At 61.3% G+C, this 14,558-nt stretch carries 17 protein-coding genes; 12 read left to right on the top strand and 5 right to left on the bottom strand.

What is annotated here, in order from left to right:
• The first annotated feature begins 5 nt into the window (after nt 1-5).
• Genes L63ED372_RS16625 through L63ED372_RS12055 form a run of 4 tightly spaced genes read left to right on the top strand, consistent with a single transcriptional unit; the run spans nt 6 to nt 1,908 of the window.
• A complete protein-coding gene (locus L63ED372_RS16625; RefSeq protein ID WP_420844065.1) occupies nt 6-122 on the top strand; it encodes a cytochrome oxidase small assembly protein in 117 nt (38 codons plus the stop codon).
• A 9-nt stretch (nt 123-131) separates the two neighbouring features.
• Nucleotides 132-761: a cytochrome c oxidase assembly protein gene (locus L63ED372_RS12065; protein ID WP_062408061.1), complete on the top strand. Its 630-nt coding sequence runs from the start codon at nt 132-134 to the stop codon at nt 759-761.
• Complete coding sequence (locus tag L63ED372_RS12060; RefSeq protein WP_062406166.1) at nt 758-982, top strand: DUF2970 domain-containing protein; 225 nt, start codon at nt 758-760, stop codon at nt 980-982. The genes L63ED372_RS12065 and L63ED372_RS12060 overlap by 4 nt, the downstream gene beginning before the upstream one ends.
• A gap of 44 nt (nt 983-1,026) precedes the next feature.
• The gene (locus L63ED372_RS12055) at nt 1,027-1,908 is read left to right on the top strand and encodes a cytochrome c oxidase subunit 3 (protein WP_062406165.1); all 882 of its coding nucleotides are present in this window, start codon (nt 1,027-1,029) and stop codon (nt 1,906-1,908) included.
• 113 nt (nt 1,909-2,021) lie between these two features.
• Here the strand turns inward: L63ED372_RS12055 and L63ED372_RS12050 are convergent, their stop codons facing one another.
• Nucleotides 2,022-2,255 carry a twin transmembrane helix small protein gene (locus tag L63ED372_RS12050; RefSeq protein ID WP_197275266.1) on the bottom strand — a complete coding sequence of 78 codons (234 nt, stop codon included), beginning with the start codon at nt 2,253-2,255 and terminating at the stop codon, nt 2,022-2,024.
• Nucleotides 2,256-2,302: 47 nt separating this feature from the next.
• On the opposite strand from L63ED372_RS12050, the gene L63ED372_RS12045 reads away from it, so the two are divergent.
• The 5 genes from L63ED372_RS12045 to L63ED372_RS12025 are packed head-to-tail and all read left to right on the top strand — an operon-like array spanning nt 2,303 to nt 6,323.
• Nucleotides 2,303-3,013, top strand: coding sequence for an SURF1 family protein (locus L63ED372_RS12045; RefSeq protein ID WP_335338084.1), 711 nt, complete (start codon nt 2,303-2,305; stop codon nt 3,011-3,013).
• The gene (locus tag L63ED372_RS12040) at nt 2,964-3,677 is read left to right on the top strand and encodes an SCO family protein (RefSeq protein WP_062406162.1); all 714 of its coding nucleotides are present in this window, start codon (nt 2,964-2,966) and stop codon (nt 3,675-3,677) included. Before L63ED372_RS12045 ends, L63ED372_RS12040 begins: the two co-directional genes overlap by 50 nt.
• 3 nt (nt 3,678-3,680) lie before the next feature.
• A complete protein-coding gene (locus tag L63ED372_RS12035) occupies nt 3,681-4,811 on the top strand; it encodes a COX15/CtaA family protein (RefSeq protein WP_062406161.1) in 1,131 nt (376 codons plus the stop codon).
• Nucleotides 4,808-5,704 carry a heme o synthase gene (gene cyoE, locus L63ED372_RS12030; RefSeq protein WP_062406160.1) on the top strand — a complete coding sequence of 299 codons (897 nt, stop codon included), beginning with the start codon at nt 4,808-4,810 and terminating at the stop codon, nt 5,702-5,704. The genes L63ED372_RS12035 and cyoE overlap by 4 nt, the downstream gene beginning before the upstream one ends.
• A gap of 31 nt (nt 5,705-5,735) precedes the next feature.
• Nucleotides 5,736-6,323 carry an SCO family protein gene (locus tag L63ED372_RS12025; protein WP_197275265.1) on the top strand — a complete coding sequence of 196 codons (588 nt, stop codon included), beginning with the start codon at nt 5,736-5,738 and terminating at the stop codon, nt 6,321-6,323.
• Nucleotides 6,324-6,380: 57 nt separating this feature from the next.
• On the opposite strand, the gene L63ED372_RS12020 is transcribed toward L63ED372_RS12025, so the two are convergent.
• The 3 genes from L63ED372_RS12020 to ftsY form a co-directional block, all read right to left on the bottom strand.
• Complete coding sequence (locus L63ED372_RS12020) at nt 6,381-7,397, bottom strand: Bug family tripartite tricarboxylate transporter substrate binding protein (protein ID WP_062408057.1); 1,017 nt, start codon at nt 7,395-7,397, stop codon at nt 6,381-6,383.
• Between the two features lie 108 nt (nt 7,398-7,505).
• Entirely contained in the window at nt 7,506-8,438 is a 933-nt protein-coding gene (gene rpoH, locus L63ED372_RS12015) for an RNA polymerase sigma factor RpoH (RefSeq protein ID WP_062406159.1), read from the bottom strand.
• Nucleotides 8,439-8,594: 156 nt separating this feature from the next.
• Nucleotides 8,595-9,674, bottom strand: a complete 1,080-nt coding sequence (ftsY, locus tag L63ED372_RS12010) for a signal recognition particle-docking protein FtsY (protein ID WP_062408055.1) — start codon at nt 9,672-9,674, stop codon at nt 8,595-8,597.
• A gap of 28 nt (nt 9,675-9,702) precedes the next feature.
• Here ftsY and L63ED372_RS12005 point away from each other — a divergent pair, with 28 nt between their 5' ends.
• Both L63ED372_RS12005 and L63ED372_RS12000 read left to right on the top strand, forming a co-directional pair.
• The gene (locus L63ED372_RS12005) at nt 9,703-11,151 is read left to right on the top strand and encodes a M16 family metallopeptidase (RefSeq protein WP_062406158.1); all 1,449 of its coding nucleotides are present in this window, start codon (nt 9,703-9,705) and stop codon (nt 11,149-11,151) included.
• A 21-nt stretch (nt 11,152-11,172) separates the two neighbouring features.
• Complete coding sequence (locus L63ED372_RS12000) at nt 11,173-12,573, top strand: M16 family metallopeptidase (protein ID WP_062406157.1); 1,401 nt, start codon at nt 11,173-11,175, stop codon at nt 12,571-12,573.
• Between the two features lie 41 nt (nt 12,574-12,614).
• Here the strand turns inward: L63ED372_RS12000 and L63ED372_RS11995 are convergent, their stop codons facing one another.
• The gene (locus L63ED372_RS11995) at nt 12,615-13,085 is read right to left on the bottom strand and encodes a winged helix-turn-helix transcriptional regulator (RefSeq protein WP_062406156.1); all 471 of its coding nucleotides are present in this window, start codon (nt 13,083-13,085) and stop codon (nt 12,615-12,617) included.
• A gap of 130 nt (nt 13,086-13,215) precedes the next feature.
• Between L63ED372_RS11995 and L63ED372_RS11990 the strand changes: the two genes are divergently transcribed.
• On the top strand, nt 13,216-14,535 hold the full coding sequence (locus tag L63ED372_RS11990; protein WP_062406155.1) for a D-amino acid dehydrogenase: 1,320 nt from the start codon (nt 13,216-13,218) through the stop codon (nt 14,533-14,535).
• The last annotated feature ends 23 nt before the right edge of the window (nt 14,536-14,558 follow it).

Here is a 14,558-nt window from a genome sequence, read left to right as displayed (position 1 = left end):
TCCCCATGGCCATGACACCCGAACAAAGAAAAAGCAATGTGCGCCTGGGCCTGATCCTGGCCTCGGTGGCACTGGCTGTGCTGCTCGGTTTTGTGGCCAAGTTGTTGATCTTGAATCCCTGAAAGAACATGATGAACCTGCGCGGTGAAAACCTGAAAATGGTCGGCAAACTGGCGATCGTCACCGCTGGCATGTTCGGGTTTGGCTATGCGCTGGTGCCCATTTACAAGGCCATTTGCGAAATCACGGGCATCAACATCCTGTCCATTTCCGAGACCCAGGTCCCAGGTAACGCCAAGGCTGGCAAAGCCGCCGAGGTGCTGCGCAACACCCAGGTCGACACCACACGGACCGTCACGGTGGAGTTTGATGCCAATGTCCGTGGCCCTTGGGAGTTCAAGCCAGAAAAGCGTTCCATGCAAGTTCACCCCGGTGAACTGAGCACGGTGATGTACGAGTTTCAGAATGTGCAAAACCGCCGCATGGCGGCTCAGGCCATTCCAAGCTACGCACCACGCAATGCAGCCAGTCATTTCAACAAGCTCGAGTGTTTCTGTTTCAACCAGTACACACTGGAGCCTGGCGAGAAAAAATCTTGGCCCGTGGCTTTTGTGATCGACCCCAAGTTGTCCAAAGACGTGACCACCATCACCTTGTCTTACACCTTCTTTGAGGTCGGCGGCAAAACACCGGCTGCGCCAACAGCGCCTTTGGCGGCTGCAGTACAACCCCTGCCGATCAAGACAGGCTTGGGGTCATGAGCGTGCCAAAGCCTACCGTGTCCAAAGCGTCTTGGCTGCGCACCATTCAGGCCGTGTTGTGGTCCTTTGTGGGTCTGCGCAAAAATTCCGAGTACCAACAAGACATTGAAAAGCTCAACCCATTCCACATCATCGGTGTGGCCATCGGGGCGGCATTGTTGTTTGTTCTGGGGCTGATGGCCCTGGTCAATTGGGTCGTGGTTCAACCCACAGGCCTTTAATCGCCCAACAGAAGATTTAGATAGAAGAGAGAGCAGGAGTTTCCATGAGTTCAGCAGCACACGGCAGCACGCCTTATTACTTCGTACCGCACGAGTCACGCCACCCGGTCATGTCGGCCATTGGCTTGTTCTTCGTCATCCTGGGCGCAGGCCAGTGGATCAACGGCGTCGAATGGGGCATGTATTGCCTGTTCTTCGGCCTGGCTTGGTGGTTGATCGTTTTGTACCAGTGGTTCTCTGAAGCCATTCACGAAAGCGAGACCGGCATGTACGGCCGCAAGATCGACCTGTCCTACCGCTGGAGCATGACCTGGTTCATCTTCTCGGAGGTGATGTTCTTCGGTGCTTTCTTCACCGCATTGTGGTGGGCACGTTCACATTCGATTCCTGCACTTGGTAGCCTTGAAAACGCCTTGCTCTGGCCGGACTTCAAAGCCGCATGGCCCAGCATGGTGGCAGGTGCCACCACTTCTCCTGCTGGCATTGTGGAGCCCTTCCAGACCATGGGTCCCTTCTGGTTGCCCACCATCAACACCGCCTTGCTGCTGACCTCAGGCGTGACATTGACCATCGCACACCACGCCATCCAGGTGGGTGACCGCAGCAAAACCATCAAGTTCATGTGGATGACGGTGATTTTGGGCTTGGTTTTCCTGTTCGTTCAGGGTTACGAGTACGCCCACGCTTGGGGTGATTTGAACCTCAAATTGTCGTCCGGCATTTATGGCTCCACCTTCTACATGCTCACTGGTTTCCACGGTTTCCACGTGTTTGTCGGCATGTTGATGCTCTTGTTCATCACCTTGCGTTTGCAAAAAGGCCACTTCACCAAAGACCGCCACTTCGGCTTCGAAGGTGCTGCTTGGTATTGGCACTTCGTGGACGTGGTGTGGTTGGGTCTGTACATCCTGGTGTACTGGATGTAACCCTGCCAATGGCACAACAAAAAAGCGCCTTTGGGCGCTTTTTTGTTGGGATCAGAATCTGGCGTCCATGCCCTGTTCCCAAGAGTTGGGCCGCAGACAAAGCGCAGAAAAAATCAAGCGCCAGGGGGAATGCCGGTGGGCTGGATCCAGCCCATTTTCCAGGCCAGCAACACACAGATGAAGAGGACAATAGAAAAGCCGACTCGGAAAGCCAACGCGGTGGCCATATTGCCTTTTTTAGGTGATTGGCCCTCAGCGGGTGGGGCGCTGCCTCGCATCATGTACATCAGGGCCGAGCCCAAACTGACCAAAATGGCAAGAAACGCGATGGCAACGAGGATTTTCATGGACACATTATCCAATGACTGACAAACCCCTTCACTGGAAAAGATGGATGGTGCTCGCAGGTGCAGCCATCGGCGTGGCCATCACCTTTTCACTGGGCTTGTGGCAACTTGGTCGCGCAAGTGAAAAAACCGCTTTGCAAGATGCGCGGACGCAGCAGGCGGCCAAAGAAGCACTGGACGGCAAAACCCTCAGGCGCGGGTCTGAAGACGTGGCCCAAAGGAGTGAGTTGATGCACCGACGGGTGGTGGTCACCGGGCGCTGGTTGCCCCAATTCACGGTGTATCTGGACAACCGCCAAATGAATGCCAAACCCGGATTTTTTGTGTTGACCCCCATCCAGATCGAAGAAACGGGAGAGGTGTTGGTGGTGCAACGGGGTTGGGCGCAGCGCTCCTTCACCGACCGGACCGCCTTGCCACCCGTGGAGACATCTCCAGACGTGGTCGAGGTACAAGGCCATTTGGCCCCATGGCCTTCAAGGCTCTACGACTTCGGTGGGGCTGAGACGGGGTCGATACGGCAAAATCTCGACCTGACGACTTATCGGCAAGAAACGGGTTTGAAAGTGCTCGAAGTCACCTTGCTGCAGTCGGGCGGCCCCTCTGAAGGTCTGCTGCGCGAATGGCCTGTGGTGGCCAGTGGTGTCGAAAAGCACCATGGTTACGCTTTTCAATGGTTTGGCCTGAGTGGCCTGATCGCTTTACTTTATGTCTGGTTCCAAATTGTCCAACCCCGCCGCCAAAAACGACCTGCCTGACAGCCCCCTGGCCATGACGGTGCACGACATGCCCAGCCCGGCGACGGTGGTGCAGGCCGATGCCCAACGCACCCGCATGGGCCGCTGGAAAATGATCGCCATGTTGCTGATCTGCGCTTCCCCGGTGATTGCCTCTTACCTGACCTACTACGTCATCCGCCCCGAAGGCCGTCGTGTCTATGGCGAGCTGATCCAGCCGCAAAAAGACATGCCCCAAACCAGTGCCAAAAATCTGCAGGGCCAAGAGGTCCCACTGGCCAGCCTCAAAGGGCAGTGGTTGCTCGTGACCGTGGCCTCGGGCCAGTGCGAAGAGCGTTGTCAGCAAAACCTGTATTTCCAGCGGCAGTTGCGTGAAATTTTGGGGCGTGAAAAGGACCGCCTCGACCGCGTCTGGTTGGTCAGTGACGATGCGCCTGTCGCCCCCGGTCTCTTGCCCGCTTTGAACATGGCCCATGTGCTGCGACTTGATGCGACCACGGTGCAAAGTTGGATCACCCCAGCCCCGGGGCAGCAGTTGCAGGACCACTTGTATGTGATCGACCCCATGGGCAACTTCATGATGCGTTTCCCGGCCAACATGGATGTATCCGGCGCCTCCAAAGCCAAACGCGATCTGGACCGATTGCTCAAAGCCTCTTCGTCCTGGGACCAGGCGGGACGCTGAGCCATGACCGAAGTGGACCTGTACAACCTCGAGCCCATTTTGGAGCTCATGGCCGTGGGCTTGGCCGTGGCGGCCTTGCCCTTGGGCTGGTGGCTTTGGCAGCAGCGCAGGGCCTCGCCCTCGGGCCGACTCAAGGCCCTGACCCTGATCACCTTGTTCCTGACCTTTGATCTGGTGCTGTTTGGAGCCTTCACGCGCTTGACCGATTCCGGCTTGGGCTGTCCCGACTGGCCGGGTTGCTACGGCAGCGCCACCCCAATCGGTGCCAAAGCCGAAATCAAGGCGGCAGAAACCGCCATGCCCACCGGGCCGGTCACCAAGAGCAAGGCCTGGATCGAGATGGTGCACCGCTATCTGGCCACCGGGGTGGGTGTCTTGATTTTGACCTTGGCCGCACTGACCTGGTGGCTGCGCAGCCAAAGCCGAGAGGTCAGCCCCTGGTTGCCCACCTTGACCTTGGTGTGGGTCTGCATGCAAGGGGCTTTTGGGGCCCTCACGGTGACCATGAAACTGTTTCCAGCCATTGTCACCTTGCACCTGATGGGCGGCATTGGTTTGTTGGTCTTGTTGATGGCACAAGCCGTGCGTTATGACGGCGCAGGCTCGCGGCCCTTGCCTTCGGTGTTGCGCCTCGGTTTGTGGGCGGGCTTTGTGCTGCTGTGTTTGCAAATTGCCTTGGGAGGCTGGGTCAGCACCAATTACGCGGTGTTGGCTTGCCCCGACTTTCCCACCTGCCACGGGCAGTGGGTGCCCGAGATGAATTGGCAAGGCTTCAGCATCTGGCGCGAGTTGGGCCACACCCCCAACGGCGAGTTGCTGCCTTTTGCATCGCTGGTGTCCATCCATTTTGTGCACCGCTCGGCCGCCTGGCTGGTGTTGGCGGTGCTGCTGTGGCTGGGCTGGCGTTTGCGCCAGCAGCCCGGCTTGGCCGTGGCAGGCCGTTGGTTGCTGGGCCTGTGTGCTTTGCAGTTCGCCACGGGCCTGAGCAATGTGGTGTTGGGCTGGCCTTTGTTGGCGGCTGTGATGCACACGGGTGGCGCCGCTGCCATGGCCTTGACCCTGACCTGGGCCTTGAGTGTCAGCCGGGCTGATAATTCAGGGCCTTCCCCCCTATCCGAAAAGCTCGCCGCATGACCGTCGCCACCGCCCGTTTGCCCCTGAATGCCTGGCAACAGTACTACGCGCTGACCAAACCGCGCGTGGTTCAACTGATCGTTTTTTGTGCCCTGATCGGTATGGTGCTGGCCGTGCCCGGTGTGCCCAGTTGGGCCGAGCTGAAGCTGGGCCTGTGGGCTTGTATCGGCATCTGGCTGGTGGCGGGCGCGGCGGCGGCCTTCAATTGCCTGGTCGAAAAAACCATCGACGCCAAAATGAAGCGCACCGCCTGGCGACCCACCGCCAAGGGCGAGCTCAGTGACCAACAGGCCTTGCTGTTTTCAGCCGTGCTCTGCGCCTTGGGCTCGGCGGTGCTCTATGTGCTGGTCAACCCGCTGACCATGTGGCTCACCTTTGCCACCTTTGTGGGCTACGCCATCATCTACACCGTGATCTTGAAACCGCTCACGCCCCAAAACATCGTGATCGGCGGCGCCAGCGGGGCCATGCCGCCAGTGCTGGGTTGGGCCGCCATGACCGGTCAGGTGGGGCCGGAAGCCTTGATCTTGTTCCTGATCATTTTTCTGTGGACGCCACCGCATTTCTGGGCGCTGGCGCTCTACCGGGTCGAGGACTACCGCAAGTCGGGTTTGCCCATGTTGCCCGTGACACACGGCAACGAATTCACGCGCTTGCAAATTCTGCTCTACACCTTCGTGCTGATGGCTTCGTGCTTGATGCCCTTTGTGTATGGCATGAGTTCCTGGTTGTACTTGGCGGCAGCGGTGGTGCTGAGCATCGGCTTCATTGGTTACGCGGTGGCTTTGTACCGCGAATACTCGGACGAACTGGCCCGTAAGACCTTCCGTTTTTCCTTGATCCACCTGAGCGCCTTGTTTGCCGCTTTGCTGCTCGATCATTACATTTTTTGAGGCCCAGGGCATGATGCAACGCAGAGATTGGATGAGAATAGCTTTGGCCTTGGGTTTGGCGGGTGCGGTGTGGGGATTGAGTGGCTGTGGCCAAGACAAACCCGCTTTCCGCGCTGTGGACATCACGGGTGCCGACTATGCGCAGGGCTGGGAGCTGAGTGACCAAAACGGTCAGGTGCGCACCCTCAAGGACTTTGCGGGCAAGGCCGTCGTGGTGTTTTTTGGTTTCACCCAATGCCCCGATGTCTGCCCCACGGCCTTGCAGGAAATGGCGCAGGCCAAGCAACTCTTGGGCGCCGATGGGGCCAAGCTGCAAGGTGTTTTCATCACCGTGGATCCCGAGCGCGACACGCCCGAATTGCTCAAGGCCTACATGGCCAATTTTGGGCCGGACTTTGTGGCCTTGCGCCCCACCGCCGAGCAGCTGCCCAAGGTGACCAAAGACTTCAAGATCTATTACAAAAAGGTCGAAGGCAAAACCCCCACCAGCTACACCATGGACCACTCGGCGGGCAGCTTCACCTTTGACCCGCAAGGCCGCATTCGCCTGTACAACCGTCACGCCAGTGGGGCCGAGGCGCTGGCCGCCGACGTGAAGATCTTGCTCAGCGGCAAGTGAGTCCGGGCCACAGGGCCCGGGGCTGCACGCGCCGCTTCAAGGCCCGATTTCGGCCCGTCAATTCACCTCGATTTTTTGGCTGCGGATGATGTCGCCCAGCGCTTTGGTGTCGGACTCAATCCGGTTGCGCAAGCCTTCAGGCGAGGAGCCCACCACTTGCCAGCCCTGCTGGAACAAACGCGCACGCATCTCCGGTGCCCGCACGATGTCGCTGACCATGGCCGACAACTTGCTGGCCACCGCCGCTGGCATCGAGGCGGGGGCGGCCACCGCGTTCCAGATCTCCAACTGGTAATCCTTCACCCCGATCTCACTGAGGCTGGGCACCTCGGCAGCCACCGGGCTGCGCCCAGTGCTCGAAGCCCCGATGGCCCGCAGTTTGCCCCCGCGCACTTGGGCGGCCGCCATGGCCGGTGGCAACAAAGCCAGTTGCACCTGACCCCCCAGCATGGCAGTGATGATTTGCGGGTTGCCGGGGTAGGGCACATGCACCGGGGCAATGCCGGCTTTGGTTTTGAGCAACTCCATGCCCAGGTGCGCCACAGTGCCGACACCGGGCGATGCGTAACTGAGCTTGTCACCTGCCTTTTGGGCCTGGCTCAGCCACTCGGCTGCGGTTTGGCCAGGCACCACTCCGGGACCTGACGCGGGAATAGCCAACACCAAGGGCGCTTTGCCGATCAGGCTGATGGGCGCGAGGTCTTTGAGCGGGTCGTAAGGCACCTTGGGGTTCAGGATGCGGGCAATCGTCATGTTGCCGTTGATCATCAGGCCCAGGGTGTGGCCGTCGGTGGACTTGGCCACGAAGTCCGCGGCGATGTTGCCGCCTGCGCCCACTTTGTTTTCAACGATCACGTTTTGCCCCAGCGCTTTGGCCAGGGGTTCGGCCAAGGCGCGGGCCGTCAGGTCGGGGCTGGAGCCGGCGGGGAAACCGACCACCAGTCGCACGGTTTGGGTGGGCCAAGGGGCCGAGGCGTTGGCGCTCCAGGCGGGCGTCAGTCCCAAAGCCAAAGCAGCGCCAAGGGCTTGGGCCACATGGCGACGAGAAAAACCAGTGGGGGTAGGAGTGGTCACGGCGGAGCCTTTCAAAACAAAACTGCCGTGACTTTAGCGTACAGCATGCGAAAAAATACCCGGCCTGGGCCGGGTATCCGAAATCAGGATGGCCCTTGGGCCGGGTGGTCAAGCGAACTCGACCAGCGCCTTTTTCATTTTCTTCATGGCCGCCACTTCGATTTGGCGGATGCGCTCGGCGCTCACGCCGTATTCGTCGGCCAGGTCGTGCAGCGTCATGCCGCCCGAGCCGTTGTCGTTGACCTTGAGCCAGCGCTCTTCCACGATGCGGCGACTGCGGTCGTCCAGCACGCTCAGGGCGCTGGCCAAGCCATCGCTGGCCATCACATCGCGCTGGTGCGCTTCGATCATGGCAGTGGGTTCGTGGTTCACATCGGCCAGGTAAGCGATGGGGCCAAAGGCCTGCTCGCCATCGTCCGATGGGGCCGGGTCCAGCAACACATCGCCGCCGGACATGCGCATTTCCATCTCACACACTTCCTCGCGCTTGACGTTCAGGCTGTTGGCCATCGAGTCGACTTGGTCGGGCGTCAGCGTGTCGCGGTGGGTGCCTTCGTCGGCATCTGCTTTGTAGCCTTGCTTCATCGAGCGCAGGTTGAAAAACAGCTTGCGCTGGGCCTTGGTGGTGGCCACCTTGACCATGCGCCAGTTTTTCAGGATGTACTCGTGGATCTCGGCCTTGATCCAGTGCAGCGCATAGCTGACCAGGCGCACGCCTTGATCGGGGTCGAAGCGCTTGACGGCTTTCATCAGGCCCACATTGCCTTCCTGGATCAGGTCGCCGTGCGGCAGGCCGTAGCCCAGGTACTGGCGCGACACCGAAACCACCAAGCGCAAGTGCGAAAGCACCAGCTTTCGGGCGGCTTCCAGGTCGTCGTTGGCTTTGAGTTGGCGGGCGGCCTCTTGCTCTTCCTCGAGAGTGAGCATGGGCATGCGGTTGACCGCAGAAATGTAGGCGTCCAGGTGGCCGAGCGAGGGCACAACCGCCCAGGGGTTGCTCAGCGCGAGGGCTGTGGCGGGGGAACCAGTTTGAATGTTCATACCAGAACTCCTTTCAGAATACCCCAATATTAGCACTCTCTTGGGAGGAGTGCTAATCAGCGGCATCAAGGGGCCGTTGGCTTCAGGGTTTTCCCGCATTTTGCGGGCAGGGCGTCGGCAGGTCTGTGCACTGGGAAACGGCGCAGTTTCGGTGGGTCAGTTCAACAGGGCCTGGGCAAACTCACGGGCATTGAAGGTTTCCAAGTCTTCTAGCTTCTCGCCCACGCCAATGAAGTAAACCGGAATCGGCTTTTCGCGGGCAATGGCACACAGCACGCCACCCTTGGCAGTGCCGTCCAGCTTGGTCACGATCAGGCCCGTCAGGCCCAGCGTGTCGTCAAAGGCTTTGACCTGGGCCAGTGCGTTTTGCCCGGTGTTGCCATCGATCACCAGCAGAACTTCGTGGGGGGCAGTGCCGTCGGCCTTTTGCACCACACGCTTGATTTTTTTCAGCTCTTCCATCAGGTGCGTTTGGGTGGGCAAGCGGCCTGCTGTGTCCACCAGCACCACATCACGACCTCGGGCGCGGCCGGCGCTCACAGCGTCAAAGCTCACAGCGGCCGGGTCGCCGCCTTGCTGGCTGATGATCTCGACCGTGTTGCGGGTGGCCCAAACGGCGAGCTGCTCTTTGGCAGCAGCACGGAAGGTGTCGGCTGCAGCCAGCAGCACGCTCAGGCCTTCGTCGGCCAGGTGCTTGGTCAGTTTGCCAATCGAGGTGGTTTTGCCCGCGCCGTTGACGCCCGCCACCATGATCACCGTGGGGTGGTGGTCGCCAATGCTCAGGGGCTTTTGCAGGGGTTGCAGCAAGTCGGTGATGGCATCGGCCAGCAGGGTTTTGACTTGTGAAGGGTCTGTGGCCTTGCTGTCTTTCACGCGGCGCTTGAGGTCTTGCAGCAAGTGCTCGGTGGCTTTCACCCCGGTGTCGGCCACCAGCAGCGCGGTTTCTAGCTCTTCATAGAGCTCGTCGTCGATGCGTGTGCCGGTGAAAACGGTGGTGATGCTGGCGCCGGTCTTGCGCAATCCAGCTTTGAGGCGGTCGAGCCAGCCTTGGCGTGTTGCGGGGGCACTTGCTGTTGCTTCTGCAGCGCTCAGTGCAGCCGATGTGGGGGTGCTGGCAGGCGCGGGTGCCTGTGCGGCCAAGGGTGCTGAAACAGTTGGCGAAACAGCAGGTGAGGCTGCCGCTGGGGCCGATGGGACCTCAGCAGGTGGGGATTTTTTTTTGAAGAAACTGAACATGGCGTGGATTTCAAGGATCATGCATTCTATGAAACCGAACTTTCTATTGGGACTTTCTTTGGCCACAGCCCTGTTGGCCAGTAGCTTGAGCGCCTCGGCGCAGGCCCCACAAGGCCAGGCGGCACCCCAGACCTCAGGCCAGGCCCCAGTGGCCAGCGTGGCTCAGGTCCACACCTTCACCTTGGCCAATGGCATGGGTGTGTGGGTCAAACCCGACCGCCGCGCCCCCACTGCGGTGCACATGGTGTGGCTGCGTGTGGGCTCCATGGACGAGGTGGACGGCACCAGCGGCGTGGCCCATGTGCTTGAGCACATGTTGTTCAAGGGCACGCCCACGTTGGCACCGGGCGAGTTTTCGCGTCGCGTGGCCGCTTTGGGTGGGCGCGAAAACGCCTTCACCGCCAAGGACTACACAGGCTATTTCCAGCAAATTCCGTCGAACCAACTTGAAGTCGTGATGCGTCTGGAGTCAGACCGTTTTGCCAACAACCAGTGGCCCGACGCCGAATTTGCCAAAGAACTCGAGGTGGTGAAAGAAGAACGCCGCCTGCGCACCGAAGACAACCCCCGCGCCCAGTTGCACGAAATGCTCTCAGCCACGGCCTTGTCGGCCTCGCCCTACCGCCGCCCCATCGTCGGCTGGATGAGCGACCTGGAGGCCATGACGGCGCAAGATGCCCGCGACTTTTACCGCAAGTGGTACAGCCCGGCCAACGCGGTGGTGGTGGTGGCAGGCGATGTCGACCCCCTGCAAGTCAAAGCGCTGGCTGAAAAATACTACGGCGTCATCCCCGCCCGCGCCGTGCCGGAGCGCAAACCCCGGGAAGAGCCCGCGCAGCAAGGCCTGCGCCGCTTTGAATTCAAAGCCCCGGCCGAGCAGTCGTATGTGGCCTTGGCCTTCAAGGTGCCGCGTTTGGCGAGCCTCGCGGCCTCGCCCGAGCACGACGATGCCTTGGCCCTGACGGTGCTGGCGGCTGTGCTCGACGGTTACAGCGGTGCCCGTCTGGACCGTGCCCTGACCCAAGGCGAAAACCGCCTGGCCGACAGCGCGGGTGCTTACAACGGCCTCATGGGCCGTGGGCCGCAGTTCTTCTATCTGGAAGGTGTGCCCGCCAAAGGCCAAACCCCTGAAGCCCTGGAAGCGGCCTTGCGGGCGCAGGTGCAGCGCGTGGCCACTGAAGGCGTGAACGAGGCCGAGCTGCAGCGCGTCAAAACCCAATGGGTGGCCAGCGAAATCTACAAACTCGACTCGGTCTTCAACCAAGCCCGCGAGCTGGGCGTGGCCTGGACGCTGGGCTTGCCGCCGGACTACGGGGCGCAGCTGATCGCCCGGTTGCGACAGGTCACGCCCGCTCAGGTGCAGGCAGTGGCGCAAAAGTATTTTGGTGACGACAGCCTCACCGTGGCCATATTGCGGCCTCAGCCTTTGTCGGGCCAGCCCCGGGCGCGTCGCGCCTTGCCCGGCGCGCGCCATTGATCGCCCTTCAAGCGCCTCGTCATGAAAGTCCAACACCCCATGTCCCTGATGACTTCTTTGAACGCTCTCGCTTGGCGGCGCACGGCCTTGGCACTGGCCTGTTGGGCCTCGGCCAGCTGGGCGCAGGCTTCCTTGCCCATTCAGCACTGGACCCAGCCCAGTGGTGTACGGGTTTATTTGGTGGAGAGCCACGCCATCCCCATGGTGGATGTGCAGATCGACATCGACGCGGGCAGTCGCCGTGATCCGGCTGCGCAGGCGGGCCTGGCCTCGATCATGGCCGGTCAAATGGCCAACGGCACCCGTGCCGAACCCCAAGTGCAAGGGCAGGGCCCAGGCCCTTACCCCCAAGCCATGGACGAAAACCAGATCGGTGAAGCCTGGGCCGACCTGGGCGCCAGCTTTGGGGCCAGTGCGAGCGGTGACCGCATGAGTTTTGGCCTGCGCAGCTTGAGCTACCCTGACCTGCTGGCCAAAGCCGTGGCTCTGGCTGCGCGGCAAATGGCCCACCCGGCTTTCCCCGAAGCCATGTGGTTGCGCGACCGCGAACGCATCAGTGCCTCCATCCGCGAATCACTCACCAAGCCCGGTACCGTGGTGCAACACCGCTTTTCCGAGGCTGTGTATGGCGTGCACCCCTATGGTTATCGGGCGACGCCTGACACCCTCTCGCGCATCAACGTGCAAGACCTGAAAAACCTGCACGCACAAGCCTTGCGGGCTTGCCGCGCCACAGTCAGTGTGGTGGGTGCTTTGACCCGGGCGCAGGCGGACGACTTGGTGCAGCGTCTGCTGGCGCAATGGCCCCGCGAGTCAGGTTGCCCCAGCTTGCCGCCTGTGCCCGAAGTGGCACCACTGGGCGCCGCACAAAGCCTGAACCTGCCCTTTGACTCGGCCCAGGCCCATGTGCTGATCGGCCAGCCCGGCTACAAGCGCACCGACCCCGACTTTTTTGCCCTGCTGGTGGGCAACCACATTTTGGGTGGGGGCGGTTTTGTCTCGCGCCTGACCGAGCAGGTGCGCGAAAAACGCGGCCTGAGCTACAGCGTTTACAGCGCTTTTGCACCGGGCCTGCATGCCGGGGCCTTCATGGTGGGGCTGCAAACACGGCCTGACCAGGCCAAACAAGCCGTGGCGGTGGCTCAAGAGGTGGTGCAAGACTTTGTTCGCCAGGGCCCAACCGAAGCCGAACTGACCGCGGCCAAATCCAATCTGGTGGGCGGCTTTGCGCTGCGCATCGACAGCAACCGTAAGTTGTTGGACAACGTGGCCAACATCGCCTGGAACCGGTTGCCGCTGGACTATCTGAGCAACTGGACGCGCCACATAGAGCGCGTGACCGTGGCCGATGTGCAACGCGCCATGGCCCGGGTGCTTCAGCCCGAGCGCATGGTGACGGTGGTGGTGGGCGCTGCGCCTTGACAGCCAGGCCATGGGCAGATCTGGCTGCTGAGCCAGCCAGCTCAAGCCCGGCTCAGGGCCAGCTGCATGCTTTCCTTGACCTCTTCCATCACCACATAGCTGTGTGACTCGGCGGGCACCGGGATGTTCTTGAGCAATTTGCCCAGCAAGCTGCGGTAATCGCTCATGCCCTTCAGGCGGGCCTTGATCAGGTAGTCAAAACTGCCCGACACCAGGTGGCACTCCATCACCTCGGGCAAGGCCTGCATCGCGGCACGCACTTTTTCAAACACCTCGTCTGATTTGCTGGACAGCCGTATCTCCACAAAGACCAGCAGTGTGCGCCCCAGCGCCTGAGGGTGCAGGTGCGCGTGGTAGCCGGTGATCACGCCTTCGCGTTCCATGCGGCGCACCCGCTCGGTGCAGGGCGAGGCCGACAGGCCCACCCGCTCGGCCAGCTCGGTCATGCTCAGGCGGCCTTGGGCCTGCAGGGCGTCCAGGATTTTCAGATCGATGCGGTCAAGTTCGGTCATTTCACTGCGTAGCCTTTACTGAGAGTACCTTGGGGGTTGGATTTCACTGGTATTGGCGATATTTTCAATGAAATTCACTGATAAGCGATTTCTAGAATCCACTTCATTGCACAAATGAGAGGTCAGATCCATGAAAGTCCTTGTTTTGGGTTCCGGTGTCATTGGCACCACCACCGCTTATTTTTTGGCCCGCGCCGGGGCCGAGGTCACCGTGATCGACCGCCAAAGCGGCCCCGCCCTGGAGACCAGTTTTGCCAACGCCGGGCAGGTCTCGCCCGGCTACTCCACCCCCTGGGCGGCCCCGGGCATTCCCCTGAAAGCGCTCAAATGGCTGTTCCAAAAACACGCGCCCTTGAGCCTGCGCCCCGACGGCAGCGCGTTCCAGTGGCGCTGGTTGCTGAGCATGTTGGCCCAGTGCAATGCGGCCGACTACGCCGTCAACAAGGAACGCATGATGCGCCTGTCCAGCTACAGCCGCGATGTGCTGCGTCAGCTGCGGGCCGACACGGGCCTGAGTTATGAAGAGCGCCAAGGCGGCACTTTGCAGCTGTTCCGCACCCATGCCCAGCTGGACGCGGCACAAAAAGACATTGACGTGCTGCGCGACTGCGGCGTGCCTTTTGAGTTGCTCGGCCGCGAGCAACTCACGGGTGTGGAGCCTGGCTTGGCCGATGCATTGCCAAGGCTGGCAGGTGGCCTGCGCTTGCCGGACGACGAAACCGGGGACTGCCACCTGTTCACCACCCGTTTGGCCGCTATGGCCGAGGCCGCAGGCGTGCGCTTCGAGTGGGGGCAGAACATCGCCTCACTCGATGTGCAAGGGGGTCGGGTGCATGGCGCCTGGGTCCAGGCGGGCGATCAGCCCCTGCGCCATGTGGCGGCAGACCGAGTGGTGCTGGCGCTGGGCGTGCAGTCCCGGGACTTGCTGCTGCCTTGGGGCATGGATTTGCCGGTCTACCCGGTCAAAGGCTATTCACTCACATTGCCCTTGGTCGACGCCTCGCGTGCCCCCGAGTCCACGGTGCTCGATGAAACCTACAAAGTCGCCATCACCCGCTTTGACCAACGCATCCGCGTAGGCGGCATGGCGGGGCTGGTGGGCCACGACCTGTCGCTCGACGAGCGCCGCCGCCAGACCCTGGAGATGGTGGTGCAGGACCTCTTCCCGGGTGGCGACCTGTCACAGGCGAAGTTCTGGACCGGGCTGCGCCCGATGACGCCGGACAGCACCCCGGTGGTGGGAGCTTGCCCGGTGCAGGGTTTGTTTTTGAACACCGGGCACGGCACCCTGGGCTGGACCATGGCCTGCGGCAGCGCCCAGCTCACGGCCGATGTGATCACCGGGCGCCAGCCCGCCATCCGGCACGATGATCTGGCTTGGCAGCGCTATGCGGGTGCGACGCGTTTGCCCATGGGGCGCAGGCCTCGGGCGCAGCCCAAGGCCGCCTGATCAGATCGCCTGGTCGGGTGATG

The sequence above is a fragment of the Limnohabitans sp. 63ED37-2 genome, assembly GCF_001412535.1.
In the GTDB taxonomy this organism is placed as follows: Bacteria; Pseudomonadota; Gammaproteobacteria; order Burkholderiales; family Burkholderiaceae_C; genus Limnohabitans_A.
Note: the sequence above shows the minus strand (reverse complement) of the source record. Positions and strands in the feature narration are given on the sequence as shown.